Annotated in this window: 22 protein-coding genes; 7 read left to right on the top strand and 15 right to left on the bottom strand. The window is 61.1% G+C overall.

The annotated features are described in order from the left end of the window. Positions 1–135: 135 nt before the first annotated feature. On the top strand, positions 136–516 hold the full coding sequence (locus HX815_RS08770) for a hypothetical protein (protein ID WP_003213380.1): 381 nt from the start codon (positions 136–138) through the stop codon (positions 514–516). A 33-nt stretch (positions 517–549) separates the two neighbouring features. Here HX815_RS08770 and ubiA read toward each other — a convergent pair whose 3' ends face one another. After that, positions 550–1,440 (bottom strand): 4-hydroxybenzoate octaprenyltransferase, encoded by an 891-nt coding sequence (ubiA, locus tag HX815_RS08765; protein WP_177009045.1) that lies wholly within the window; start codon positions 1,438–1,440, stop codon positions 550–552. Next, positions 1,440–2,003, bottom strand: coding sequence for a chorismate lyase (locus HX815_RS08760; protein WP_177022393.1), 564 nt, complete (start codon positions 2,001–2,003; stop codon positions 1,440–1,442). The genes ubiA and HX815_RS08760 overlap by 1 nt, the downstream gene beginning before the upstream one ends. Positions 2,004–2,198: 195 nt before the next feature. Here HX815_RS08760 and HX815_RS08755 point away from each other — a divergent pair, with 195 nt between their 5' ends. From HX815_RS08755 to HX815_RS08745, 3 genes are all read left to right on the top strand, one after another. Continuing rightward, entirely contained in the window at positions 2,199–2,366 is a 168-nt protein-coding gene (locus tag HX815_RS08755; RefSeq protein WP_003213373.1) for a rubredoxin, read from the top strand. 48 nt (positions 2,367–2,414) lie between these two features. Beyond that, a complete protein-coding gene (locus tag HX815_RS08750; RefSeq protein ID WP_177020307.1) occupies positions 2,415–3,563 on the top strand; it encodes an NAD(P)/FAD-dependent oxidoreductase in 1,149 nt (382 codons plus the stop codon). A gap of 191 nt (positions 3,564–3,754) precedes the next feature. After that, positions 3,755–4,030 (top strand): HU family DNA-binding protein, encoded by a 276-nt coding sequence (locus tag HX815_RS08745; RefSeq protein WP_003213368.1) that lies wholly within the window; start codon positions 3,755–3,757, stop codon positions 4,028–4,030. Between the two features lie 109 nt (positions 4,031–4,139). Here the strand turns inward: HX815_RS08745 and HX815_RS08740 are convergent, their stop codons facing one another. From HX815_RS08740 to tssA, 13 genes are all read right to left on the bottom strand, one after another. Next, on the bottom strand, positions 4,140–4,514 hold the full coding sequence (locus HX815_RS08740; protein ID WP_177028071.1) for a DUF4259 domain-containing protein: 375 nt from the start codon (positions 4,512–4,514) through the stop codon (positions 4,140–4,142). 136 nt (positions 4,515–4,650) lie between these two features. Continuing rightward, the gene (locus HX815_RS08735) at positions 4,651–4,848 is read right to left on the bottom strand and encodes a hypothetical protein (protein WP_177028070.1); all 198 of its coding nucleotides are present in this window, start codon (positions 4,846–4,848) and stop codon (positions 4,651–4,653) included. A 10-nt stretch (positions 4,849–4,858) separates the two neighbouring features. After that, positions 4,859–9,256, bottom strand: coding sequence for an RHS repeat-associated core domain-containing protein (locus tag HX815_RS08730; RefSeq protein WP_256351064.1), 4,398 nt, complete (start codon positions 9,254–9,256; stop codon positions 4,859–4,861). A 14-nt stretch (positions 9,257–9,270) separates the two neighbouring features. Continuing rightward, on the bottom strand, positions 9,271–9,705 hold the full coding sequence (locus HX815_RS08725) for a DcrB-related protein (protein WP_177028069.1): 435 nt from the start codon (positions 9,703–9,705) through the stop codon (positions 9,271–9,273). Between the two features lie 15 nt (positions 9,706–9,720). Beyond that, positions 9,721–11,667 carry a type VI secretion system Vgr family protein gene (locus HX815_RS08720; RefSeq protein ID WP_134327538.1) on the bottom strand — a complete coding sequence of 649 codons (1,947 nt, stop codon included), beginning with the start codon at positions 11,665–11,667 and terminating at the stop codon, positions 9,721–9,723. Between the two features lie 158 nt (positions 11,668–11,825). After that, positions 11,826–14,483, bottom strand: a complete 2,658-nt coding sequence (gene tssH, locus HX815_RS08715; protein ID WP_177028068.1) for a type VI secretion system ATPase TssH — start codon at positions 14,481–14,483, stop codon at positions 11,826–11,828. Beyond that, positions 14,476–15,519, bottom strand: coding sequence for a type VI secretion system baseplate subunit TssG (gene tssG / locus HX815_RS08710; protein ID WP_134327536.1), 1,044 nt, complete (start codon positions 15,517–15,519; stop codon positions 14,476–14,478). The genes tssH and tssG overlap by 8 nt, the downstream gene beginning before the upstream one ends. Next, positions 15,483–17,342 carry a type VI secretion system baseplate subunit TssF gene (gene tssF / locus HX815_RS08705; protein ID WP_063033828.1) on the bottom strand — a complete coding sequence of 620 codons (1,860 nt, stop codon included), beginning with the start codon at positions 17,340–17,342 and terminating at the stop codon, positions 15,483–15,485. The genes tssG and tssF overlap by 37 nt, the downstream gene beginning before the upstream one ends. After that, entirely contained in the window at positions 17,339–17,854 is a 516-nt protein-coding gene (gene tssE, locus HX815_RS08700; protein ID WP_177028067.1) for a type VI secretion system baseplate subunit TssE, read from the bottom strand. The genes tssF and tssE overlap by 4 nt, the downstream gene beginning before the upstream one ends. 78 nt (positions 17,855–17,932) lie before the next feature. Further along, the gene (locus tag HX815_RS08695) at positions 17,933–18,421 is read right to left on the bottom strand and encodes a type VI secretion system tube protein Hcp (RefSeq protein ID WP_003213345.1); all 489 of its coding nucleotides are present in this window, start codon (positions 18,419–18,421) and stop codon (positions 17,933–17,935) included. Between the two features lie 153 nt (positions 18,422–18,574). Then, entirely contained in the window at positions 18,575–20,071 is a 1,497-nt protein-coding gene (gene tssC, locus HX815_RS08690) for a type VI secretion system contractile sheath large subunit (protein ID WP_003213343.1), read from the bottom strand. A 2-nt stretch (positions 20,072–20,073) separates the two neighbouring features. Further along, positions 20,074–20,580, bottom strand: coding sequence for a type VI secretion system contractile sheath small subunit (tssB, locus tag HX815_RS08685; RefSeq protein ID WP_003213340.1), 507 nt, complete (start codon positions 20,578–20,580; stop codon positions 20,074–20,076). Between the two features lie 54 nt (positions 20,581–20,634). After that, positions 20,635–21,654, bottom strand: coding sequence for a type VI secretion system protein TssA (gene tssA / locus HX815_RS08680; RefSeq protein ID WP_003213337.1), 1,020 nt, complete (start codon positions 21,652–21,654; stop codon positions 20,635–20,637). 403 nt (positions 21,655–22,057) lie between these two features. Between tssA and tagH the strand changes: the two genes are divergently transcribed. From tagH to tssK, 3 genes are read left to right on the top strand one after another with little or no spacing between them, the layout of a single operon-like run. After that, on the top strand, positions 22,058–23,389 hold the full coding sequence (gene tagH, locus HX815_RS08675; RefSeq protein ID WP_177028066.1) for a type VI secretion system-associated FHA domain protein TagH: 1,332 nt from the start codon (positions 22,058–22,060) through the stop codon (positions 23,387–23,389). A gap of 52 nt (positions 23,390–23,441) precedes the next feature. Continuing rightward, on the top strand, positions 23,442–23,948 hold the full coding sequence (gene tssJ / locus HX815_RS08670) for a type VI secretion system lipoprotein TssJ (protein ID WP_003213332.1): 507 nt from the start codon (positions 23,442–23,444) through the stop codon (positions 23,946–23,948). A gap of 14 nt (positions 23,949–23,962) precedes the next feature. Then, positions 23,963–25,297, top strand: a complete 1,335-nt coding sequence (tssK, locus tag HX815_RS08665; protein WP_003213330.1) for a type VI secretion system baseplate subunit TssK — start codon at positions 23,963–23,965, stop codon at positions 25,295–25,297. The last annotated feature ends 2 nt before the right edge of the window (positions 25,298–25,299 follow it).

Below are 25,299 nucleotides of genomic sequence, written 5' to 3'. Positions count from 1 at the left end.
TTTAACTGTCTTGCGCCGCATTAGATAACGGAATTATTGCAGTCGTGTGACAGTAATTTAGTCGCTTGGGCAATCCTTGCCTCTCTGGACTACGCTTTGGGTCCGAATCCTGACAACCACAAAAGGAAGGTTCCCATGACTCACAGTACTTTTTCCTGGAAAGCCCTGCTGGTAACGGCCGCGTTAACGCTGCCGACACTGGCGTTTGCGGCAGACCCGGCGATGACAAAAGACGGGATGCTGGTGGACCACAACGGCATGACCCTCTACACCTTTGCCAAGGACGCTGATGGCAAATCCATGTGCAACGACAAGTGCGCCACCAACTGGCCGCCGTTGATGGCCGAATCCACCGACAAGCCCATGGGCAAGTGGACCGTGATCACCCGTGACGACCAGAAAAGCCAGTGGGCCTACAGCGGCAAGCCGCTCTACACCTTCATCATGGACAAGAAGGCCGGTGACATGACCGGCGAAGGCAAAATGGACGGGGCGTGGAAGGTCGCCAAGCCTTGATGTGAGCCGGATAAGGGTGAGGGGCTTGGCCTCTCACCGAAATCCGTAGTCCGCGACAATCCCGACAAAAATCGCCAACCCGGCCCAGTGGTTGTGCAAAAACGCCTTGAAGCATTTGAGCCGGTCCTTGTCCCGGGTGTACCAGAACTCCCAGGCAAAACACCCGGCCGCCGCCAGCAAGCCCAGGTGGAACCAGCCGCCCAGCTCAAAACGCATCCCCGCCAGCCACAGGCACACCAGTGCCAGGCCCTGCAGGGTCAGGATGATCACCCGGTCGGCATCGCCGAACAGAATCGCGGTGGATTTGACCCCGATTTTCAGGTCATCGTCGCGGTCGGTCATGGCGTAGTACGTGTCGTAACCCACCGTCCACAACAGGTTGGCGATGTACAGCAGCCAGGCAGCGGCGGGCAGGCTGCCCGTCTCGGCGGTGAACGCCATCGGCATGCCCCACGAGAACGCCGCGCCCAATACCACCTGCGGGTAATAGGTGTAGCGCTTCATGAACGGGTAGCTGGCCGCCAGCGCGAGGCCGCCCAGAGACAGCCAGATCGTCATGGAGTTGGTCAGCAGCACCAGCAGGAAACTGATGACCATCAGCACCGCGAAGAACACCAGGGCCTCTTTCGAGCTGATCCTGCCGCTGACCAGCGGGCGCTGTTCGGTGCGCTTCACATGGCCGTCGACCTTGCGGTCGGCCCAGTCATTGATGACGCAACCGCCGGCCCGAGTGAGTATCACGCCGAGCACGAAGATCAGGATATTGAGCAGCGATGGCGAACCCTTGCCGGCTATCCACAGCGCCCACAGCGTGGGCCACAGCAGCAGGTAAATGCCGATGGGCTTGTCCATGCGGGTCAACTGGATGAAGTCCCAGGCCCTTGGGTTCAGGTGATTCAGGGATTTGAGCAGGCGCTGGTACATCAGAAACGCTCCGGATGGTCGTGCACGGCTTGCCACAGGGGCGGCAGGAAGATTTCAGCCACCAGCACGCTCAGCGGCCCGCGGTCGAAGCGCGAGCGGCGTGCCCACAGGTGATCGGCCTGGTCCGCCGGGGGCAGCCATTCCCGTGGGTAGCGGCACACCTCGATGGCCTGGCGCGTGAAGGCGTGGTCACAAAACAGTAATTCCCCGAGAGACCGGCTGCCCAACTCGTCCATGTGCAAGCCGTCGCCCTGCAAGGCGCTGCGGGCCGCCACGCTGCGGGCAAACACCCACGGCTGGCCATGGCCACGCAAATACACCTCGCGCACCCAGCCGATGCTGGCGGCGGGCAAGTCCAGGGTGGCGCATTCGTCGTCTCGCAGTGGCTGCCAGCCTTCGAACAACGGCGTCACGCTGAAGCCATCGTCGGACAGGCGCGTCAGGCGCCGGGTCAGCGAACCTTCATCGAACAGCCAGTTGAGTGTCAGCGGCGCGGGCAGTGGGCTCAGAAGGCTCTGGGTCAGCCATCGGCAAGCATCGGGAAGGGCGTTTGAATGCGGCACGGAGGGTCATTATTGGCAGTTAATGAGGCGGCGAGCTTACCATGGTGCCCTGGACTTTTGCCGGAGTGCGCCAGGCCCATGCGTCGATCATGCTTGCATCTGCGCCTGCTGATCAGTACAAAACGCCCTGAGCCGCACGGCAAGGTTGCATCTATCGACCGTCGGCCAACGCGCCTGGACCTGAGGAAACAAGTAATGAAGAAGTGGCAATGTGTCGTCTGTGGCCTGATCTACGACGAGAAAGACGGATGGCCGGATGACGGCATCGCGCCGGGCACCCTGTGGCAGGACGTCCCCGAAGACTGGCTGTGCCCGGACTGCGGCGTGGGCAAAATGGATTTCGAAATGATCGAAATCGGCTGATTGCTGATTTAAATCGCAATTCAAGAACCGTACTACAAGGAGAAAGGAATGAACGCACCTGTCGTGATCGTCGGCACGGGTTTGGCCGGTTACAACCTGGCTCGGGAGTTTCGCAAGCTCGATAGCGAAACCCCGCTGTTGCTGATCACCGCAGATGACGGGCGCTCCTACTCCAAGCCCATGCTCTCCACCGGCTTTGGCAAGAACAAGGAAGCCGACGGCCTGAGCATGGCTGAACCGGGCGCCATGGCCGAGCAACTGAAGGCCGAAGTGCGTACCCACACCCGCATCAGCGGCATCGACCCGGGCCACAAGCGCTTGTGGATCGGTGAGGAAGCGGTGGCCTATCGCGACCTGATCCTGGCCTGGGGTGCAGAAACCGTGCGGGTGCCGGTACAGGGCGACGCCGCCGAGCTGATTTTCCCGATCAACGACCTCGAAGACTACGCACGCTTTCGTGCCGCTGCGGCCGGAAAACGCCGGGTGCTGTTGCTGGGGGCCGGGCTGATCGGCTGCGAGTTCGCCAACGACCTGATCCTCGGCGGCTACGAGATCGACCTGGTGGCGCCGTGCGAGCAAGTCATGCCGACCCTGCTGCACCCGGCCGCCGCCGCAGCGGTGCAGGCCGGTCTGGAAGGCCTGGGGGCGCGTTTCCACCTGGGCCCGGTGCTCAATCGCCTGCAGCGCACCGCTGACGGCCTGGAAGCCCACTTGTCTGATGGCGAAGTGATCCAGTGCGACCTGGTGGTATCTGCCATCGGCCTGCGCCCGCGTGTCGACCTGGCCGCCGCCGCCGGGTTGCAGATCAACCGCGGGATCATGGTCGACCGCCACCTCAAGACCTCCCACGCCAACATCTACGCCCTGGGCGACTGCGCCGAGGTCGATGGCCTGAACCTGCTGTACGTAATGCCCCTGATGAGCTGCGCCCGCGCCCTGGCCCAGACCCTGGCGGGTAACGCGACGGCCGTCAGCTACGGTCCGATGCCCGTCACGGTTAAAACCCCGATCTGCCCGCTGGTCGTCTCGCCACCGCCACGGGGCAGCGAAGGTGTGTGGAGCGTCGAAGGGCAGGGCGGCGACATCAAGGCCCTGTGCCGCGACGCCAGCGGCCGACTGCTGGGCTACGCCCTGACCGGCACGGCCGTGATGGAAAAACTGGCCCTCAACAAAGAACTTCCGCCGCTGCTGGCGTAAATGCTGGTCGTTCTGTCGGAATAAGCATCATTTTGACCATAGAAAGGTCGCCGTGAGACTGGCGCAGGCCCCGATGGCATGCCATCCTCACTCCCGTCTGCCGCAGAGTAGAGCCTGCGGCGCCTTGGGCGCTGCTCCGATAGAGAGCAGCACGGACATAACAACAAAAAACCGTCAAAGAGGCTTCACTTATGCGTAAACCAGAACTCGCAGCCGCTATTGCAGAAAAAGCAGACCTGACCAAAGAACAGGCCAACCGCGTACTCAACGCCGTACTCGAAGAAATCACCGGCGCGCTGCATCGCAAGGACAGCGTCACCCTGGTAGGCTTCGGCACCTTCCTGCAGCGCCACCGCGGCGCCCGCACCGGCAAAAACCCGCAAACCGGCGAGCCGGTGAAAATCAAGGCGAGCAACACCGTTGCGTTCAAGCCAGGCAAGTCGCTTAAAGACAGCGTCAATCCGTAAGTAAAGAAGCCTGCGCTATGCACATGCGAGTGCGAGCGCGGGATAAAAAATGGGCACGCCGACTGGGTCGGGTGCCCATTTTTTGTTGGGGGCTGGTACGTATGCCAGATTAAGCCAGTTCGCCTAAACGCGTTTTTAGAGCGTCGACTTGCTCTTCCACTGCCTTGATGACATCAGCACTGCCTCCCCACATATCAAGAAACCCCAAGTCTTCATTGGTTGGGTCAATCATTTGCGTCAGTATTGAAATCGCGCGCTGGATCAGGGGCTTCAGTTCTGCCAAATGCTCCGCTGGCCATATATAGGGGTTGCCCAGGGTTTGTAATAGATAACAGGCAGCCCTAAAGGCGTCATAACGTTCTTCAGTGGGATCAAACCGGTTAATTTCGTTGATCAGGACTGCGAAATTCTGTTGTTTCCAAAATTCTTGAAACCAGTCGGCGGCTTCATCGTTTTCCCAAGGATTGTAATTCCAGGCGCCCATTTTTTACTTCTCAGAAAACTTTCCCGCCGGTGACCGGCACGGATTTATTTAATTTATCTTATTGCCGTTAATTTAAATAAATCTGTCTCTTTTATATGTTCTCCAACCTGGCCATCGGTTTTATAATGGTCGTGTATCATAATACTATAGGGGCGTACGAAATAATTTTGTCGGCAATGAATTCGGCGGTCCATTCATGCTGGAAAATGTAGTCGACAGCTTCTGGATCTAAAACACTATTTACCAATAGTTCTATGTCCGCATCTGCCTCTTCTTCAGTTCCTTCGTTTCGCTGAATTTTTAATATAAGTTTTATTAACTCGTCGCGAGACATGGTTAAATCCTCAAAAGTGATAATCCCTGTCCAGCACATCCAGGTGAAACTTCGGCGTTACGATCATTAAGTTATCCATATCATATACGCCTCCTCCGTGCTGTATTGGTTCTCGATGATGGAGTATATATGATCTGTTTTTTCCGTTCCATTGCGAACCATGAGCGATAGGTGCATTCCCATTCTGCATTCGTTTGAGATTCGAAGGACTGAATTTCTTTGACAAATTTTTATCCATCGCAACTTCTTTCCAAAATGAATTTCGGAAATCGTTGAATGTATTAAACGTTTTGCCTCTCATTTTATTGGCAATCGAAGCCGGGAACAGTCCGGCATTACCATGGCTACCTCTGAGCCATTTGTTAGTAATAGTTACGCCTTTGCCTGACGCAGTGCCGGGGGCGCATCGGCTCAGACCTAGAGGATCGACCCAAGACATCGGGTTCGGTGCATATTTATAAAGGTTTATACCTCCCTTGAGCCCGATAGGATCCCGAGTAGTAAACCTGCCCACGTCAGGATCATAAAACCGCAGCGTGTTGTAGTGCAGGCCAATCTCCCGATCCAGATACTGCCCTTGAAACCGTAGATTTTGATCCTCGATGTAAGAGGGCTCACGCACTTCCTCCAAGGCATCACCCCAGACTCGATAGCTCGCCTGCCAGATGGTGTGTCCATCGGTTTCAGTTAGCTGCTCGGGCGTGCCGTTGAGATCATTGTGATAATGGCGAACTTTTTGCTGTGGGCCGCTGCCATCTACGCGGGCAAGGGGTTTGTAACTTTCGTCTTCATAGATATAGAGGCTAGTCTGGCTGTGTTTGTATTCTTGCAGGAGCCGCAATCCATCCCAAATGAAGCGCGTTATGCCCAATGCGTACCCGACGCTGTCGTGTTCAGTCTTCTCGATGCGACGGCCCAGAGGGTCGTAGGCCATTTTGACCACGTTGCCATTTTCATTGCGTACTTCAACTAATCGGCTTTCAGCATCGTAGGCGAAACGCTGCACGCCACGAACAGAGCTGCGTTTTTCGATCATTCGGCCAAAAGCATCGTATTTATAACGTTTGTCTTGATAGGTCAGCAGCCTGTTGTGCCGTACCAGGCCGCCTTGTTGTGGGCCGTCCAAAAGGTTGGCCGCTGCATCGTAGGCGCAGGTTTCGCTCCGGCTCACCTGATGGCTGACGAGAATACGTTCGGTACTGTCGTAACCCAACTGCTCTTGACGATCATGAACACGGTCAACACGCCGACGCCCGATCAGGTTATCGCTGGGATCGTAGCTGTAGTCAGTCTCAACCAACGGCGGCAACTGCCACGGTTGGTCAATACTGCGGCGCTGGCGTGAGCGAACCCTTCCACTGCGGTCATACGCGGTGTTCGTCCTGAGTTGGCCTTGAGTGCGCTGCACTTCGCGATGCAAACGATCACGCTCGAAGTCGCTGATGACCTTCCCATCGAGATTCAACTGATGCAGGTGACCGCTGCCGTAGTAGAGGCGGTTGAGCCATCGACCGTCGGGCAACTGGGTCTGAATCAGGTTCCCCAATTCGTCGTAGTGATGCTGCAAGGAGCCCGCTGTGCTTTGCTCCTGCAGCAGTTGCCCCAGTGCGTCGTAGCTGAAACCCAGTCGCTGCTGCTGACCGTCAATCGCGGTGAACGTGACGCCGACCAGTTGGTCGTTCAGATCATGTTCGTAAACGGTGGTGCCGTCGGCGGTGACTTTGCTGACCAGGCGTCCAACCGGATCTCGCTGAAACTGGTGTGACAATGGCGCTACCGGTTCGCCTTCCGTCCCCGGCAGGAAGTCCACGGCGACGACATCATCCAGCGGATCATAGGTGTAGCAGCGCTGACTCTGGTCGAGGTCTTGCTGCCGCACCATGCGGTCGCACGCGTCCCACTCAAAGCGATAGCTTTCACCGTTCTCATTGGTCAGCTTGCGCAATCGGCCATAGGCGTCATGGTCGAACATGACCGTGCGGTTGTGCGCATCCCAGCGCTGTTTGACCAGGCCACGCAGGTCATAGGCATAGCGCGTGGTGCTGCCGGCCGGGTCGACATGGGCCGTCAGGTAACCGCTGGCGCTGCGCTGGAACTGTTCCACGCGGCCATCCGGGAGCTGGCATTCCAGCAATAGCCCCTGAGGACCGTACCGGTAGCGAACCGACTCACCTTCCGCATTGGTCTGCACCACCAGATTGCCAAAGGCATCGTATTGATAACGGGTGGGATAACCCGAGCAATCCACCGCTTCGACCAGTTGGCTCCATTCGTTCCAATGCAGCGTTTTGGTTTTTTCCGTGGCATCGATGATGCGCACCGGTTGACCGAACCCGTCGTAGACATAGCGCGTGCTATTGCCCAGCGGGTCGATTTCCTCGATGCAGTTGCCTCGCTGATCGTAGCGGTAATGCCAACTGTTGCCCGCAAGGTCGGTCTCTACTTGGGGCAACGCCCAGTGCGCGAGCCACTGCGTGCCGCTGGTTCTGGACAGTGGATCGATCACCGCGCTCAGGTTGCCGGACGCGTCATAATTGAAGCGCCACTGACCGTTTTGCGGGTCAATCGCGCCGAGCAACTGGCGATCTTCGCTCCACTCGAACTGCCACGTATGGCCCAGGTTATCGACGTAGCGAGTGATCTGGTACTGCGGGTTCCAATGCCGTGTGCTGACGCGCATCAGGCCATCGGTCACGCGGGTAATGCCGGCGTCGAGATCGTAGTCGAAGGTGTATTCATCGCCTGCGTCTGTCCAGTGGCGGCTCACGCGCCACTCTTCACCGTCCGGGCCGGTCACTGCACTCCATTGATAGAAGCAGCGCAGGCCACTCGGCAACTGGTGTTCGACCATTCGCCGGCCATTGTCATAAGCAAAGCGTCGAAGGGTTGTGCCTTGCACATCCAACACTTCAGCCAGGTCGCCGTTGCTGTCATAGCGGTAGCTGACGAGCACATCGCTGCGCGCATCGAAATGTTCCTGGCGCAGATAACGCCGTTCGATGTGGCTCACGCGCCGTGGGTGTTCAGCCGAGTAGCTCAGTTCGACGTGCATCAAGTCATGGGTGTCGCGCAGGCGATACAGCCGCCCCTGAGCGTCGTAGTCGAGAAAGATCCGCCCTTCATTACGATCACCCAGCAGCTGCAGACGCATCCGCGCGCTGTTCAGCGGGTCGGGCTCGAACAGGCGATACAGGCCGTCGATGCTCTCGATCAATACCGCGCCGTCGGCACTGCGCCTGACCGCAAGGCCTTCGCCCGGGTCGAATGCTCCGCCGGACAAGGGGATGTAGCCGATCTCCAGACGGCGTCCTTGCTCATCGATGTAGAGCAGGTTTTCGTCTGCATCTATCTCGATCGAAACTTCATACGCAACGCTCCAGCCCGCGCCAAAGAGGCCGTCCTGGCGTGTGTCGAGGCTGCTGTAGAAACGCTGCCAATCTATCGGGAGCAAGCCCGGCAGCACGAAGTCCAGCTCCTCGTCCCCACCCAGGACCTTGGTCCCGGTCGCGCTGTGAACCGGATTGGGCGAGCCATTCATGGCGCTCTTGAGCGCAGAGGTGACCTTGCTGGTTGCATACGAAATGGCACCGCCCACCACCAAGCCACCGACCAGGCACGGCAGCTTGGTCCAGAAACACTTCAGGTTGCCCCGCAACGCCATCACCACCGCAATCGCCAAACCCACGCCCGGCGTCTTGCCGCTGCGAATCTCTTGCACCACGATGGTCCCGCCACCGATGCGCACATCCGGCGAGATCAGGCCCGGGGCTGTGCCGATCTTGGCGTCGCACGTGCTGCGATCGCCACTGCGCGCCGCAGGCTGGCCATTGATGAATACCGAGCTGGACCCCTCGGCAATGAATTGCAGGGGCATTGGCGGGTGCTTGTTGCACCCCACGGTGTCCAGCGGGCAAGGCTCGGTGCCGGGGGCGGGGGAGGCGACGGTCGGGCGCCACATCTGTGAGAAAAACTCCCCGGCCATGTCCAGGAAGCTGGGGGCTGGCGGTTCGCTGGGTGCGACCGGAACCGCAGTCATCTTGCCTGCGGCGCGGGCAGCTTTTTTGCCATTGATGAAGACGTTGTCCGAACCGCTGGTGATGAAGGCATCGATCACCGGCGGGAACACCCAGTTGGCGGCGGACTCGCACCAACTGGATATTTTCAGGTCAGCCCCTGTGAGCCCTGCGGTGATCCCAACGACTGCCCCCACTACCAAGACCAATGCAACGCCGCCTGTGGCGATGGTCGCACCGGTCGCGAGGAAAACCGCCCCTGCAACGGCCAGGCAGCCCACGGTAGTGAGTGCGGCATAGGCGGCCACTTCCAGCACGCCGCCGAGAATATCGGCCATCACCGAGGTGTGCAGCAGTGCGTCGCCTTCGCGGGCAGCCCAGAGGTCTTCACTCATTGTTCAGACTCTGCTCAGGGGGTGACGGCAAAGTTGAGCGTGTTCTTGAGCGTTGCCCAATGTGCCGCCTCGGCAGGTCCCAGGGGCTGGGTCTTGACGTAGCTCAAGGCGATCAGGTTGCGTGTGCCGGGTATCTGCATTGCCAACTGATATTGGTAAATATTGTCGCTGCCTTTGTTGAAACGGTTCTGCACTTCAAAGGCGTCGATGTCCTGCGCCGGCCCCACCTTGATGGCTTGCGCCGGCGAATAACGAAGGTCCTTGACCTGCTGTTCGAGCTTTTTAAGTTGACCCTCGAAGTTGCCTTGCAAGGTCTCGCCATCGGCCAACGGGCTGCGGCTGACCACCAACGTGGTGCCCAGCTTGGCGAACTTGAGAATGTTGATCGAGGTGTCCTGTACCTCTGCATCGGGCAGGGTGAATTGGGCTTCGTTGATCAGGTAATTCATCGTGGAGAAATCTCGTTATTGACCAGCGCCGGGCTTGCCGGGAAATTTTGATTCGACGGCGGACTTGATCGTGCTTTGCACGCCTTGGGCGCCGGGCACCGTGCCCTTGTCGCTGCCAAGGTTGATATCCAGTTTGCCCTTCGTCTGGATTTTGCTGCTGCCGGTGGAAAACAGGTTGAACGAGCCACAGGTCAGGTTGATGTCTCCGCCAGCCTTGAGCTCAATCACACTGTCGCCGCACACCAGGCGAATACTGTCGCCAGCCTCGACGGTGTAGGTCGTGGCGGCGCTGTCGGACTTGGCCCCGCCCACAATCACGGTGTCGTTGTTGCGCACGACCCGCAGGCGGTTTGAGCCAATCGTCACCGTCTCGTTATGCCCAATACTCTTGTTCCGGTCATGCCCCACCGAATGGCTTTCATCCACCTCCACTACGATGTCCTGATTACGCTCGGCATGGATGTACAGCTGCTCCAACCCCTTCTTGTCCTCCATGCGGATTTCATTGAAGTTGGCCGGCGTGCCGCCTTTGCTGGAGCGGCTTTTCATCCCGCTTTGGGTGGCGTTTTCCGGCAGATCGTAAGGCACGGTCTGCTCGGCGTTGTACACGCGGCCGGTGATGATCGGCCGGTCCGGATCGCCTTCCAGGAAGCTCACGATCACTTCCTGGCCGATCCGTGGGATCTGCATCGAGCCCCAGTTTTTTCCGGCCCAGGACTGCGATACGCGAATCCAGCATGAGCTGTTTTCGTTGGACTGGTCGTGGCGGTCCCAATAGAAATGCACCTTGACCCGGCCATATTGGTCGGTCCAGATTTCCTCGCCCTTGGGGCCCACCACCAGCGCGGTCTGCGGGCCTTTGACGATGGGCCGGTAGGTGTTGGCCAGCGGGCGGAAACTCTGTTGCGCGTCGATGCAGGTGAGGGTGCTTTCGAACTGGGCCGAAGGCGCGCCACCGCCGCTTTCGAGGCTTTCCTGGGAGATGTAGTAGCGGGCGCCGACGATCAGGTATTCGCGGTTCTGGTCGCGGCGACTGAAGCCGGTGAGGCTGAACAGGTGGCCGGAACCCAGGCCCCGGGCGTTGCCGCTGAACTCCACTTGTTCGTGCAGGGTTTGCAGGGCTTCGATGCGGGTGCGGGCGTAGTGTTCGCCGTCTTCGCTTTTGACGTAGGTGCCGGGGTAGTCGTACAGCGGGTAGTCGCCGGCGGTGTGCGGGCGCGGCATGGCCGAGCGTACGTCGATGCTCGCGCTGGGACGCTGGAAGTCGTAGTCGTTGAGCTCAAGGGAGCCGGGTTGTACTTCCTGTGCCAGGTGCCAGTTGTGCATATGGTCGCGTTCGCGCTGCTGCTCGTCCTTGGGGTAGTAAGGCACCGAGGCGTAGCCGGGCACGTTGGCGTGGGCACCGTAGGCATCGGCCAGCACCAGCACGTGGCGGTCCTGCTCGTGGCGGAAGAAGTAGTAGATGCCTTCCTGTTCCATCAGGCGGCTGACGAAATCGAAGCTGGTCTCGCGGTACTGCACGCAGTATTCCCACTCGCGGTACGGGCGGCTCAAGGCGTCTTCGAAGTCGGAAAAACCCAGGTCGCGAAACACCTGCTTGATGATCTGCGGGATGCTCAGGTTCTGGAAAATCCGGCAGTCGGAGGTGCGGCTCAGCAGCCACAACCACGGGCGCAAAGTCACCTGATAGCTGGCGAACTGGCCCTGGTCGATGTTCTGGCTGCAGCGGGCGACGATGCCGTGGAAGTGTCGCTCGCCACCGTCCGCCAGTTGCAGGTTCAGGCTCATGGGCTTGCCCAGCAACTGGTTGAGGTCGATGTTGGCGTCCAGCGAGGTCAGCTGCAGTTCGAAATTGAACAGCCGACCCAGCTCTTCGCCGCCACCCATTTCATTGAGCAGCAGCACATCCGGCCCCAGGGGGCTGGTGATCTTGGCCAGGCGTGAGGCTTGGTTGAATAACATCGGTTAACCCGTAAATAGCGTAATAACTGTAGGAACCGGCTCCAACTGTGGGAGCGGGCGTGCTCGCGAATGCGGTGAATCAGCCACTGGATGCATCAACTGATGCACCGCCTTCGCGAGCACGCCCGCTCCCACAGTTTTGATCGCATTCCGTCAGGTCAATCGTTGAAGTCGTAGTGCAATTCGTTATCCCGCGTGCTGATCCGCACCCCCGCCAGCGCCTTGCCTTCGAGCATGCGGGTGAGGAATTCGCGGCTCATGTCCGGCAGCAGGCTGTTGGTGAGGATGGTGTCGATCATCCGCCCGCCGCTTTCGGTTTCGGTGCAGCGGGACACGATCAGGTCGACCACGTCGTCGTCGTAATCGAAGGCGACTTTGTGGGTGTTCTCCACACGCTTCTTGATGCGGTTGAGTTGCAGGCGGGTGATTGCCTTGAGCATCTCGTCGCTGAGCGGGTAGTACGGAATGGTCACCAAGCGGCCGAGCAGCGCCGGCGGGAAAATCTCCAGCAGCGGCTGGCGCAGGGCCTTGGCGATTTCCTCGGGCTCGGGGATGTTCGCCGGGTCTTTGCAGACCTGGGAAATCAGCTCGGTACCGGCGTTGGTGGTCAGCAGGATCAAGGTGTTCTTGAAGTCGATCACCCGGCCTTCGCCGTCTTCCATCACGCCTTTGTCGAACACTTGGAAGAAGATTTCATGCACGTCCGGGTGGGCTTTTTCCACCTCGTCCAGCAGCACCACGCTGTAGGGTTTGCGCCGCACGGCTTCGGTCAGCACGCCACCTTCGCCATAGCCGATGTAGCCCGGTGGCGCACCCTTGAGGGTGGACACGGTGTGGGCTTCCTGGAACTCGCTCATGTTGATGGTGATCACGTTCTGCTCACCGCCGTACATGGCTTCGGCCAGGGCCAGGGCGGTTTCGGTCTTGCCCACGCCGGAGGTGCCGGCGAGCATGAACACGCCAATCGGCTTGCTCGGGTTGTCGAGGCCGGCGCGAGAGGTCTGGATGCGCTTGGCGATCATCTGCAAGGCGTGGTCCTGGCCGATGATGCGTTTCTTCAGGTGCTGGTCGAGGTTGAGCACCGTCTCCAGTTCGTTGCGGGCCATGCGGCCCACCGGGATGCCGGTCCAGTCGGCGACCACCGAGGCCACCGCTTGGTAGTCCACGGTCGGTAGGATCAGCGGGGTTTCGCCTTGCAGGGTGCTAAGGCGTTGTTGCAGGTCTACCAATTGGGCACGCAATTGATCATCGCCGCTGTCCACGACACCGGATTTTTCACGCAACGTCGCACGGGTGGCGAGCAACTCATCCACCAGGGTTTTCTCTTCGGCCCAACGGCTTTCCAGGGTGGCCAGGCGCTCGCGTTCGGCGCTCAGCATCGCTTCGCTGTTGGTCTGGCGCGCACCGATGGCGATGCCGATCGCATGCTCGCGGGCGATGATTTGCAGCTCGGTTTCCAGTGCCTCGATACGGCGGCGGCTGTCGTCGACTTCTGCCGGCACCGCGTGCAGGCTGATGGCGACGCGGGCGCAGGCGGTGTCCAGCAGGCTCACGGATTTGTCCGGCAACTGGCGCGCCGGAATGTAGCGGTGGGACAGCTTCACTGACGCTTCCAGCGCTTCGTCGAGGATCTGCACCTGATGGTGTTTTTCCATGGTCGAGGCCACGCCGCGCATCATCAGCAACGCCTTTTCTTCAGACGGCTCGGCCACTTGCACCACCTGGAAGCGACGGGTCAGGGCCGGGTCTTTTTCGATGTGCTTCTTGTACTCGGCCCAGGTGGTGGCGGCCACGGTACGCAAGGTGCCGCGGGCGAGGGCGGGTTTAAGCAGGTTGGCCGCGTCACCGGTCCCGGCGGCGCCACCGGCACCTACCAGGGTGTGGGCTTCGTCGATAAACAGGATGATTGGTTTCGGCGAAGCCTGGACGTCTTCGATGACCTGTCGCAGGCGTTGTTCGAACTCGCCTTTCATGCTCGCGCCGGCTTGCAGCAGGCCGACATCGAGGCTGCGCAGTTCCACATCTTTCAGCGCGGGTGGTACGTCGCCGGCGACGATGCGCAGGGCGAAGCCTTCGACCACGGCGGTCTTGCCGACGCCGGCTTCACCGGTAAGGATCGGGTTGTTCTGGCGGCGACGCATGAGGATGTCCACCAGTTGGCGGATCTCTTCGTCACGCCCGACGATCGGGTCGAGCTTGCCGCTACGGGCCTGTTCGGTCAGGTCGACGGTGAAGCGCTTGAGGGCTTCCTGCTTGCCCATCGCGCTCGGGGCCATGGCGCCGCTGGCTTCGCCCGGTACTGCACCGGCATTGAAACCGTCGCTGGCACTCAGTGCATTTTCGGGCGAGTCGCCGACGTATTCGTCAAAGCGTTCGCTCAGGGCTTCGGCCTTGATCTTGTCGAACTCACCGGACAAGCCCAACAGCGCATGGCGCAGGCTGGGCGTCTTGAGAATTCCCAGCACCAGGTAACCGGTGCGCACCTGGCTTTCACCAAACATCAGGCTGCCGTAGACCCAGCCACGCTCGACCGCTTCTTCCACATGGGACGACAAGTCAGTGATCGACGTCGAGCCACGGGGCAGGCGGTCCAGGGCTTCGGTCAGGTCGCGGGCCAGGCGTGCCGGTTCGACGTTGAACTGACGGATAATGCGATGCAGGTCAGAGTCCTGCAGTTGCAGCAACTGGTGAAACCAGTGGGCCAGTTCCACGTACGGGTTGCCCCGCAGCTTGCAGAACACGGTGGCGGCTTCGATGGCCTTGTAGGCCACGCTGTTGAGTTTGCCGAACAGTGCGGCGCGACTGATTTCACCCATGCTCTGGATTCCTTGAGGTGTTGGCGTGTTCGGCGTAATGCCGGGCCAGGATTAGGTCGTTGGCGTCATGCTCGGGTTGGCCGAGCCAGGTGTTGAAGCCCAGGCGGAACTGGCCGTTGAGTTGCAGGGCCGGCACTTCCGGTTGGTGCAGAACCAGGTTCAGGTCCCAGTCCAGTTCGTGGCCCAGGTACTCGGCGACCCACGCCACCAGCTCGTTGAACGGCTGGCTGCCGGGCAGCATGCCCATGTAGTCATCGAGCTTCAGCGGGCCCAGGCGAATGCGGAATTTATGCTGGCGGTCCCATACGTGGCTGCCGAGGCAAAAGTCCACGCCCAGCTGGTTGGCGCTGACACTCACGCGGCTGCGTTCGGGCAGCTCCAGCCATTGGCCGACGTATTCTTCGATCTCCACCGGCAGGCCGAAGTACTCGCCGAGAATCGCCTTCAGGCCGTCCGGATAGCGGGTTTGTGCCGACAGGTGGCCGCTGTAATGCAGCTTCGCCGTGTCGGGGATCAGGCCCTGGTTGAGCAGGCTCGGGGTGCCGCGACCGCTCAATGCGGCGAGGCGCGCCGACCAGTAGTCATCGTCCGGGCGATCATGGCTGACGGTAGGCCGCGCCTCGGCCCAGGCGCGATAAAACAGAGTCAACAGGCGGTGGTGGAACACATCCAGGAAGCGCTTGCTGGTGCTGTCGGCGTTGTTGCGCTGGCGCTCACGCACGTACTCGGTGATGTGCAGCGGCAGCGGGCCGTTGGGGCCGCCGAGGCCGAAGAAGAACTGCTCCAGCCGTGCCGGCTGGCCTTCAGCCCCAGGTTCGACCGAGGCCAATGTGGCCGGCGCAAAGGTGCAATCGGCCTGCTGCCCGAGACGCAGCGGGTCATCCGCCAGGCGCAGGGAATGCCCCAGGCGTGGCAAGTCCGGCGATTCGCACTCGATACGCCGCAGCGCCTGGAAGAAGTCATATTCCCAGGGCTCCTGATGCATTGCATCCAGGGTACTCACAGGGTCGGACGGCGTCCGGGCTTGGCTTTCCATCGCATGATCTCGCCGCGTTCGGTGGTACGGATCACCGTCTCGGTAAAACTGTTGATCGACACGTAGCGTGCCAGGAACCGTTCAAACACCGCACCGAGCAGAAACACGCCGGTGCCGCGGAACGCGTTTTCATCAAATTCCAGAGTGATCTCAAGGCCGCGGCCAAACACGATCGGGCCGGGCATCGGCAGGCGCCGGGTCACCGCCTTGCTGCTGACTTCCCGCAGGCCTTCGATCTGCAATTGCAGGGCGGCGTCGTTGCTGTCGCCATACAGGCGCAGCAGTTCACGCAGCGCGGCGGCGCCCTGGCCTTGCTCGCTCAGCGACAGGTAGTTCAACGACAACTGGCTGATCAGACGCCAGGCCTTGGCGTCATGGGCATGGCTGGCGCGCGGGCGGCTTGGCCCGGCGACGCAGCGCACGGCCAAGACCGGCGCACTGTCGGCCAGGGTGAAGTCGGTCTTGCCGTTGCCCACGCTCATGAACAGGGGCAAGTCGCGGTTAGTGCACAGTGCGGTCACGCCCAGTTGGCGCAGGTCATGGCGGTACGGGGCTTGCTGGGTGTCCACCAGGCTGACGAAGGTTTCGCTGCCCACATAGGTGGAGCGCGGCCCGTTGCGGCGCTGGTCGCTGGACAACACGCGGGGTTCGCGACGCACTGTGTAGTAAGCCTGGTCACGGCCATAGCGCGATGGATCGCGTACTGCGTAGAACGGCAAAAACGGTTGCTCGGGCCCGGTGCCGTGGCCCGTGATGCCGCTCAAGGAGTGAATCTCGAAATCCATCGGCCGCGTACGGTCGGCGATCACATGGTGTTCGTTGACCCGCTCGGACAAGTGAATCCGGTCCACGCGCTTGGGAAACAGGTTGATTGCCGGGGTGCAGAACGGCACGAATTGCGCCTTGCCGACGCTGCCTTCCAGGCTTGGATCGTGACGGTCGAACAGCACGATCAGTTCCAGTTCCTGGCCGTCACAGCGTTTGACTGCACGGCTCAGTTCAGCGAATTCGACGAACAGAAAACGGTGGGGCAGGGCGAAGTATTCCTGGAGCAAGCGATAGCCCTGGAACGCCCGCGGCACCACCGGCATTGCCGCATCGGCGTCGTCGAAACCCCGGGAGCGCAAGGCATCCGGCGGCAGGCGTTCAACCCAGTCACCGCCGGGCTTGCGCGCGAACACCGCGCAGGCATTGCCCAGCAGTTGTTCGTAGAGGCGGAACGGTTGTTCGTCGGCACCGCTGAGGTACAGCGGCAAATTATCCAGCGCCAGGCTGTTGAACGGCAGCTCGGCGCCGGTACGCAAGGTCAGGCGCAGGCCGGCCTTGGCCTTGGGTTCGCTGGCGGCCAACCGCCCGAGCACGGCGGACGGGTTGCCGAAGTACTCGGCCTGGGCGACCTGCAACGGCCACAGCGTCACCGGGTGCGCGGTGCGGTACTCGCAGCAGGTCTGGGTTTCGCGGCCCAAGGCGGCGCGCAGGACGGTGTCGCGGGGCAGTGGAAAACCACTGGCCAGGGAGCCTTCATCGGGATCGGCCTGCAACTGCACCACGGTCATCGACGGGGTCGGCGCCAGGTAGTGCGGGTAGGCGATCTCCAGCAGGTTGTTGGTGAAGGTCGGGTACTCGGCGTCGAGCTTGAGCTGGACCCGGGCCGTGAGATACGCAAAGCCTTCGAGCAAGCGTTCGACGTACGGGTCGGCGCAGTCCATGCCGGACAGGGTCAGCCGACTGGCGATCTTCGGGTATTCCTTGGCGAACTCGGCGGCGCTTTCGCGCACGTGGTGCAGTTCCTGGTTGTACAGCTCCAGCAGGCGCGGGTTCATGGGCGTCTCCGCTGGTCGGCGTTGACCACACGCACATGGCCGGACTCCAGGTCCAGGTCGGTTTGCAGCAACAGGCGCAACGGCACCGGCTGCGCCCACAGGTCGCCTTCGATCTCGAAACTCAGGGCGTTGTGGTTCATCTCACCGTGGCCGACGCGTGCCTTGACCCGCAAGGTGTGGCGCAGGATGCGCGGCTCGAAGGTGGCGATGGCTTGTCGAATCAAGGCTTCCAGGGCGCTGATGTCGACACTGGAGGCACTGTTGCCCGCCAGCGCCGGCAGCCCGTAATTGACCACCGACGTACCGGCCGGCGTGTGCAGCGTGGCATCGGCGTTGAGCAGTGAAGTGGTGTTGAGCAGCCACGTCAGGTCACGCAGCACCGAGGCTTTCAATTGGCTCAGGGACAGCACGCGTTTGTCGGCGCTTTCCTTGGGATTGGTCGGGTCATCGTCGGTCAACCGGTCCAGCAGGGACGGTTGCAGGCGATCGCGGGAAGCAATTTCAGTTACCACCAAAGCAGCTCCACGGACGGGTTGCGAGAGGAACAGGGGGCTTGCAGCCGCCACTTGGGGTGGCGGCTACAGGGGCAATCAGCGTTTGGTGTTGGAGCGAATGTTCCAGCCAAACTTGATCGCGCCGCCGTCTTTGGTGCCGTCGGCTTTCTGTGGCTGGTAGTCCACCATCACCTGGGCAAAGTTCAGGGTCACGTTTTCGGTCAGGCGGTCATCGCTGCCCGAACCACCGGTGCTCAGGGAGGTGACCAGCACTTCTTCCAGGTTGATGATCATGTACTCGACCTGGCTTTCACCGCCGGCCTTGCGCACGGTCAGCGTGACCTTGTCGATGTGCTTGCCGCTCGCGCAGTGCATCATCAGGTTGGGCGAGGCCTTGTCGACGTACTTGGTCAGCGACAGGTCCTGGATGTTCACCTTGCCCGCACCGCCGCCACCGCCCACGTGCATGTTGCCGGACTGGGCCATGCCCCAGCTCCAGTTCAACACGTCGATTTCGTCCTTGTGGGCCTTGTCCATGGACTCGCCCTTGATGTCGCCGATCTTGATGAAAATATCAACAGCCATGTTTTCTCCCTGTGTGGTCCGAGCCACAGAATTTGTTAACGCTGATCGTTCCCACGCTCTGCGTGGTAACGCATCTTGTGACGCTCTGCGTCACTGGGACGCGGAGCGTCCCGGGCGGCATTCCCACGCGGAGCGTGGGAACGAGCGACGGTGTTACGCGCCTTTCGCCGAAGGCAGTTTCGATACCAGGCGCAGCGACACGGTCAGCCCTTCGAGCTGGTAGTGCGGGCGCAGGTAGAACCTGGAGTTGTAGTACCCCGGGTTGCCTTCGACGTCTTCCACGATCACTTCGGCGGCAGCCAATGGATGCTGGGCCTTGGTGGTTTCGGTGGAGTGCGCCGGGTCACCGTCGACGTAGTTGAGGATCCAGTCCTGCAACCAGCGCTGCATCTCGTCCTTCTCTTTGAAGGAACCGATCTTGTCGCGCACGATGCACTTCAAGTAGTGAGCGAAACGGCAGGTGGCGAACAGGTACGGCAGGCGCGCGGCCAGGTTGGCGTTGGCGGTGGCGTCCGGGTCATCGTATTCGGCCGGTTTCTGCAGCGACTGGGCGCCGATGAAGGCAGCGAAGTCGGTGTTTTTCTTGTGCAGCAGCGGCATGAAACCGTTCTTCGCCAGTTCCGCTTCGCGGCGGTCGCTGATAGCGATTTCGGTCGGGCACTTCATGTCCACGCCACCGTCATCCGTCGGGAAGGTGTGGGCCGGCAGGTTCTCGACTTCACCGCCCGACTCCACGCCACGGATGCGCGAGCACCAGCCGAAGTGTTTGAACGAACGGTTGATGTTCACCGCCATCGCGTAAGCGGCGTTGGCCCAGGTGTACTTGGAGCTGTCGGCACCGTCGGTGTTTTCTTCGAAGGCGAAGGCTTCCACCGGATCGGTCTTGGCACCGTACGGCAGGCGCGCCAGGAAACGCGGCATGGTCAGGCCGATGTAGCGCGAGTCTTCCGATTCACGCAGCGAGCGCCAGCCGGCGTATTCCGGGGTGGTGAAGATCTTGGTCAGGTCGCGCGGGTTCGACAGTTCCTGCCACGAGCCCATGCCCATCACGGTTGGCGAAGCGGCGGCAATGAACGGTGCGTGCATGGCGGCGCAGACTTTCGACAGCTCGCCCAGCAGCTCCACGTCGGGAGGCGACTGGTCGAAGTAGTAGTCGCCCACCAGGCAACCGTAAGGTTCGCCGCCGAACTGGCCGTATTCTTCTTCGTACATCTTCTTGAAGATCGGGCTCTGGTCCCACGCGGTGCCCTTGAATTTCTTCAGGGTCTTGTGCAGGTCCGGCTTGGAGATGTTGAGCACGCGAATCTTCAGCTGCTCATCGCTCTCGGTGTTGTTCACCAGGTAGTGCAGGCCACGCCAGGCGCTTTCCAGCTGCTGGAAATCCTGGTGATGGATGATCTGGTTGACCTGGGCGGTGAGCTTGGCGTCGATGGCGGCGATGATCGATTCGATCGACTTGATCGCGTCGTTGGACACCAGGTCGGTCTGGGCCAGAGCCTGCTCGGCCAGGGTGCGCACAGCGGTTTCCACGGCTTCGCGGGCACGCTCGGTCTTGGGTTTGAATTCTTGCAGCAGCAGGTTCGCGAACTCGCTGGCTTCTTCGGTGGTACCCAGGATCTGGGTGCCTTCGCGGGCGGTATTGTCAGTCATGATTACTGCTCCCCTGCAGGCTTGGGCGCGCTGGCAAGTGCCTGAAGCAGTGCCGGGTCCTTGATCGCCTTCATGATGATTTCTTCAGCGCCGGTCTTGCCGTCCATGTAGGTCAGCAGGTTGGCCAGCTGGGTGCGGGCTTCGAGCAGTTGCTTGAGCGAATCGACCTTGCGCGCCACAGCGGCGGGGCTGAAGTCGTCCATGCTTTCGAAGGTGATGTCCAGGCTCAGGTTGCCTTCGCCGGTCAGCTCGTTGGGCACGTGGAACGCGACGCGTGGCTGCATGGCCTTGAGGCGCGAGTCGAAGTTGTCGACGTCCACTTCAAGGAACTTGCGGTCGGCCACAGGCGCCAGAGGTTCGGCGGGCTTGCCGGCGAGATCGGCCATCACGCCCATGACGAAGGGCAGCTGGACCTTTTTCTCGGCGCCGTAGAGCTCGACGTCGTACTCGATCTGCACCCGAGGCGCACGGTTGCGCGCGATGAATTTCTGAGAACTTTGCTTCGCCACGTTGCTGCTCCTGGTCGCTTGAGCGACGGTGTTGTAACTGCGCGATCCGTACGCTTATTCGCTGTCCGGCCCGCGCAGATTTTCAAATTGGGACATGCCGTCGGGAATCAGGTTGCGCACGATGGCCGCAAAGTCGGCGTGCACCAGATTCTTTGCTCGGTTCAACAGCACCGGCAGCGGGCTCGAAGGCTCGTGCCGGGTGTAGTACGCAAGGATCTTGTCGAGGCTGCGCAGCACTTCATCGCGGCTTGCGATGTCGCCGGTCGGGCGTGCTGCAACGGGCGCGGCGGCGTATTCAACCGAGGGGGCATTGTCGTCACTGACAACCTCGGGCTCGCTGGCGGCGCCGCTGTGCGGGGCGTATTGGTTAAGTATCTGCACGGCCTGCTTGAGCAGTTGCTTCAAGGGGGCGAGGTCCACGCCCTGGGCGGAACCGACCTGGTCGCTGACGTATTGTTCGATGGCCTCACAGGCGTCGCGGGCGGCGTTCAGCGCGTCGCGGGTGGCTTGCAATTGCTCGGCATCGCTGTCGAGGAATGCGCCGTTAAGCTGTTCGGCACCGAGGTTTTCGCCGGGGAAACTCTGCAGCCCGCTGGCATTCAGCGCGGCGCGCAGGCTGACGGGCCCGAAGGTGCGCGAACGGGTGAGAATGGCCTCACGCAGCAGGCGGATGTTCGCGTCGCTGGCCACGCCGCTGAGGGCGTTGATGCGCACGGTGGGGTCGTTGTCGTCATCGGCATCCAGGCGCGGATGCAGGTCGGCCCAGTATTCGCGCAGCAGCGCGTTGATCAGCGCGAGTGCGTCGGCAAGCCCTGCAATGCCCTGGAGGGCGAGGGCGGCTTGCAACAGGAAATGGGTGATGCGCAGGTCTTTGCTGCGTTGCAGGAGGTCGAGACTTTGCTGCTGGATGCTGCGCCATTCCGGAGGTTCGGCAGGCAGGATCGAGTCGCCCATGCTGCGCTCGGGTTGACCCTGTGCGGCACGCTCAAGATGCAAGTAATCGGCGTCATATTCCAAGTCTTCGCCACAGGGCGAAGTCGCGGAAACGGCGGCGAGCAGCAGAGGCACATCCACTAAATTCGATCTCCCTATCAGCCCGTTAGATGACGGGCAACTCATGCATTAGTTGCGCGAGGAACTTTGCATGTTTTCTTGGTCTTATTTAGCGCTTTGACATCATGCTGATTTCAAAGTGCCATCATTGGTGTTCAAGAAGTTGTGCATTTTTGGTGTAGTACTTATGCCTTGTCAAGGTAAGCTATTCGCCCTCTATGACAGATGTGCGGTGCTTAACATCTTGTGCGACTGATCAGTCGAAGCAGGTGCCGAGGCAGGATTTTTGTCATACAGGCCGGTTAAGATCAGCAATTACGCGGGTTGAAGCAGGCTTTCAAGGTTTTGGAAGGATCTGTCGTGGATCTCTCGGAGCATTTCTCCCAGGGAACGGCCGCGCGCGAAGTATCAGCAAGGAGGCAAGATGTCGCTGTGCTTGACTATCACTAGTTATCACAAGATTACCCCTGGCCAGTGTTCTGAAAAGTCCCTGGATCAGGGAGTGATGGCTATTGGCCGCGGTTCCGAAAATGACTGGGTACTGCCTGATCCAGAACGTCTTGTTTCCACGCAACATTGCGTTATTCAGTACAAAGATGGTCGTTACTACTTAACTGATAACAGCACTAATGGAGTTGAGTTAGTGCATGCCGGTATTCGTTTGCGGCGGGGAAGCAGCGAGCCATTGCAGGACGGCGAACTGATCCGCATCGGCGATTACGAGATCCAGGCGCGTATCGATTTCAACCTGAAAGTGACAGATACCCCGTCTTTCACCGGTGACGCTTCCAACAGTTTCGAAGCCCTGATGGGCGCCGCCGTGAAGGCCCCGACGCCACCTCCGGTGATCGCGCCGCAGTTCCAGGGCGCCTCGTCGATGGACACCCTGCCGGACCTGTTCGACTTCCTCGCGCCCACCAGCGTACCGCCGGCCACCGTGCACGATCACGTGCCGGCCGAGCAGCACGACTTCCGCCCGCCGACACCGCTGCCCGTGGCTGAGCCGCCTGCGCCGGTGGTCTCGGGCTCAGTAATCCCCGAAGACTGGGATCTGTTCGGCGATGCCCCGGCACCCAGGCCTGTTGCACCGCCGGCGCCAACACCGCCACAGCCGCCGGTCATCGACCCGCCCAAGGTCGAGCGCCCGCTCCCGGTGGCTGATGCCAGCCAGCCCGACCTGTTGCAAGCCTTCCTGCGTGGTGCGGGCCTCGATCAGTTGCGCCTGGACAAGGCCCAGGCCGAAGCCCAGATGGAAAGCATCGGCCGCAGTTACCGGCTGATGGTCGAAGGCCTGATCGACGTGTTGCGTGCCCGCAGCAGCCTCAAGGGCGAGTTCCGCATGCAGCAGACGGTGATTCAACCGGTGGAAAACAATCCGTTGAAATTCGCCCCGAATGCCGATGAAGCGCTACTGCTGCTCCTACGCCACAGCAATCAGGCGTTTATGGCACCGGACTTGGCCGTGCGCGACAGTTTCGACGATCTGCGCGCCCACCAACTGGCCGTCATGGCCGGGGTCGAAGCCGCCATCAAGCACCTGCTGACGCGCTTTGAACCGGCGCAGCTCGAAGAGCGCATGGGCAAGCCCGGCGGGCTATCGAGCATTTTCAACGGCTCGCGCCAGGCCCAGTACTGGCAGCAGTTCACCGAGCTCTACAGCAATATTTCCCGCGAGGCCCAGGAAGATTTCCAGGACCTGTTCGGGCGTGAATTCAGCCGTGCCTACGAAGCGCACAGCAGCCGACAGCGTCACTAACAACGCAGTACATGGAACAACGGATAGCTAAGTACGTCATTGAGGACGCAGGATGATTCCCAGGTTTTTACTCGCAGTCGCCACCGCGCTTCTGCTGACGGCGTGTGCCAAGGATGCGGCCAAGCCCGAGGCCGCCGAAGCTGAGGCAGACACCGCCGCCGTCGAGCTGCATTTCCATGCCATCGCCGGGCTCAACCCCGGCGCCAATGGCCAGGCAGCCCCGGTACGGGTGCGGATTTTCGAACTGAAAAACGCCGCCACCTTCAGCCGTTCCGACTACTTCGCCCTGGCCGATCGCGCACAGTCGACCCTCGGCCTCGACCTGCTCGACCAGGACGAAGTGGTGATCCTGCCCGGCCAGCAATTGAGCATCCAGCGCGACCTCGACCCGTCCACCCGCCAGATCGGCCTGCTGGTGGGCTATCGCGAACTGGACCGCGCCGAGTGGCGCACGGTGCTCAACGTGCCGGCACGCCAATACACCGAATACCAGATCAGCCTCGATGTGCACGCCGTGCGTGCCGACGTCGTGGTTCCCCCATCCAGCCCTGCCCAATAAGAATCGGAGCCCCCATGTCCTGGAACAATCGCGTGGTCTGGTCGGAAGGCATGTTCATCGGAACGCAGCACTTCCAGCAGCATGACCGTTACCTGGAAAACCTGATCGATGCGCGCAGCCGCCCTTTGTCGGCGGGGGCCTGGGGCTTTTCCGAACTGTTGATCGACCAGGGCCTGCTGGCCCAGGGCAAGCTGGCGATCGTCTCGGCACGTGGCCTGTTACCGGATGGCACGCCGTTCAATATCCCCCAGGACGACCTGGCGCCGAGCCCGCTGAATATCGACGACAACTTGCGCGATGGCCTGGTGTACCTGGCGTTGCCCCTCAAGCGTGCCGGCGCCCGCGACACCGTCGACGAAGGCGAGGCCCTGGAAGCCGCGCGCTATGTCAGCCAGGTGCGTGAAGTGCGCGACGACAACGCGCCCTTCGAAAACCGTGCGCCGGTGGCGGTCGGCTCCCGCGCCTTGCGCCTGTTGACCGCCCAGGATGGCATCAGCGATTACGCGGCCATTGGCCTGGTGCGCATCAAGGAAAAACGCGCCGACCGCGCCCTGGTGCTGGACGAGAGCTACATCCCGCCGGTCCTCGACGTGACGGCCAGCAAACCGCTGACCGCGTTTCGCAGCGAACTGCTGGGCCTGCTGCACCAGCGCGGCGAAGCGTTGGCCGGGCGCGTGGTGGCTTCGGGCGCCGGTGGTGCTTCGGAGATTGCCGACTTCATGCTGCTGCAACTGGTCAACCGCGCCCAGCCGCTGATCCAGCACCTGAGTCAGTTGAGCCCGCTGCACCCGGAGCGTTTCTTCAGTGAGCTGGTGAGCCTGGCCGGCGAGTTCTCGACCTTCTCCACCACTGGCCGCCGCCCCCACGAATATCCGCAGTACCAGCATGACGACCTGGCCCTGAGCTTCACCCCGGTGATGCAGGCCCTGCGCGAGGCGCTGTCGATGCTGATCGACAGCAAGGCCACGCCGATCCCGATTGTCGAGAAAGCCTACGGCGTGCACGTGGCGATGCTGGCCGACAAAACCCTGATCGACAGCGCCAGTTTCATCCTGGTGGTGCGCGCCGATGTGCCGGGCGAAACCCTGCGCGCGCGCTTCGGCCAGCAAAGCAAAGTTGGCTCGGTGGAACACATCCGCGACCTGGTCAACCTGCAACTGCCGGGCATCGGCCTGCTGCCGCTGCCGGTGGCGCCACGGCAGATTCCGTACCACGCAGGCTCCACCTACTACGAGCTGGACCGGGGCAGCGAGCACTGGCAGCAACTGGGTAATTCCGGTGGCTTTGCGTTCCACATCGCCGGCCAGTTCCCGGGGTTGAACCTGGCTTTCTGGGCCATCCGAGGGTAATC

It is taken from the genome of Pseudomonas sp. E6002 (assembly GCF_013385565.1).
GTDB lineage: Bacteria > Pseudomonadota > Gammaproteobacteria > Pseudomonadales > Pseudomonadaceae > Aquipseudomonas.
This window is presented reverse-complemented; position numbering and strand designations above follow the sequence as displayed.